The sequence below is a fragment of the Prosthecobacter debontii genome (assembly GCF_900167535.1).
Classification (GTDB): Bacteria; Verrucomicrobiota; Verrucomicrobiia; order Verrucomicrobiales; family Verrucomicrobiaceae; genus Prosthecobacter; species Prosthecobacter debontii.
In genome coordinates this window covers 1-1189 of record NZ_FUYE01000054.1, presented here as the reverse complement: position 1 = coordinate 1189, position 1189 = coordinate 1, and the positions used below count along the sequence as shown (strand labels likewise).

The following is a 1189-nucleotide window of genomic DNA, read 5'->3' as shown; positions in this document are numbered from 1 at the left end:
CTTCAGGCCACTGTCTGCAGGGCCTGAGTGAAACGCAGGAAAAATGCGGGAGGGGGTGGAACCGTGCACTGACGCGTTCGGACGGTAAGGTGACAAGCTCCTTCGGGCCTCTGTACCGAGGAGCTTGCTGCGGAGTTTTATTTTTTGGAAGCTGGCATGGGTGACGTGCTTGCTATGGGTTGTCACTATTCGAGAGCCTCACGGATCATCGTCTTTAGTTCGTCCTCAATATCGGCGCTTAAAGCCTTCTCCATTTCGACTCGTGCCTGTGGAGTTCCAAGAACCTCCAAAGCTGTGACTGCGGCAACTCGCTCGTCGAGATTTCCCCGATTAAATAGTTCAATCAATGGCTCGGCAAGTTCCTGGCTGGGATAGTTGGCTGCGATTTGTGCGCTCCAGTAACGCACAGAGCCTGCTGGATTGCGCAAGCTGTCCGCCAATGCGGGGATAACCACCTCATCGGGAAAAGCCAGTATGGCGTCTTCGACAAGTTGATAAACGCCATAAGCATCACCTTCGCCAAAGCAGTTTAGCAACAAGCTGACACAACGTTCGTCTGGGTTTGCGATAAGGAACTTCCGGACTTCTTCGAATCGTTGAAGGAGCTCATCTGACATGCCTTCTGTTGGAGGCAGTGGTTGATGATTTCTTAAAAACTGGAGTGCATCGTCAATGGTCATGGCACATTCCCTACTTTACGGTTCAGATCAATCAATACTCGCATTTGCTGATTAACAAAGGATCGGTCATATCCGGCACCTCGGAAAATATTCCTCAAGTCCCAAACATCTGCCGCTAAATTGCTCACGTTGTTTCCAAGATCCGCGTTCTTACGGTAAGACCTAGTTAACTGATGCAAATCCCTCCTCATGTTGATGGTCACGCCGAGACTGTGCGACGTATCGCTGACGGCATTCTGAACGACGTGGTGGGGCGTGTGTGTCGCGTTCAATCCCGATCGGATGTTGGCACGACGAGATTGCCCATATAGGCCTACGTACAAGTCCTCGCCTGCAGCAGGAATGCTCTGTGGCGTCTTTACAGCTTTATCCGTCAAGGCCTCCGCCTTACCCACAGTCACTTTCGCAGAACTTCCCCCAATATCATCGGCATGCTTGACGACGGCTTCGACCGCGTCATCTCCCCTTTTCGCAAATGCTTTACCCAGCCTGCCAACGATGGTCTTCCC

Annotated in this window: 2 protein-coding genes; both read right to left on the bottom strand. The window is 51.9% G+C overall.

Annotation, left to right across the window (positions count from 1 at the left end):
• Positions 1–185 precede the first annotated feature (185 nt).
• Positions 186–680 carry a HEAT repeat domain-containing protein gene (locus tag B5D61_RS25520; RefSeq protein WP_078816246.1) on the bottom strand — a complete coding sequence of 165 codons (495 nt, stop codon included), beginning with the start codon at positions 678–680 and terminating at the stop codon, positions 186–188.
• The coding region (locus B5D61_RS26575; protein ID WP_176159684.1) for a hypothetical protein at positions 677–1189 on the bottom strand (513 nt) is incomplete at its 5' end. The genes B5D61_RS25520 and B5D61_RS26575, both read right to left, overlap by 4 nt.

Excerpts from the sequence above, each read along its gene's own strand:
- B5D61_RS25520 (WP_078816246.1), bottom strand. The coding sequence starts at position 680 with ATGACCATTGACGATGCACTCCAGTTTTTAAGAAATCATCAACCACTG.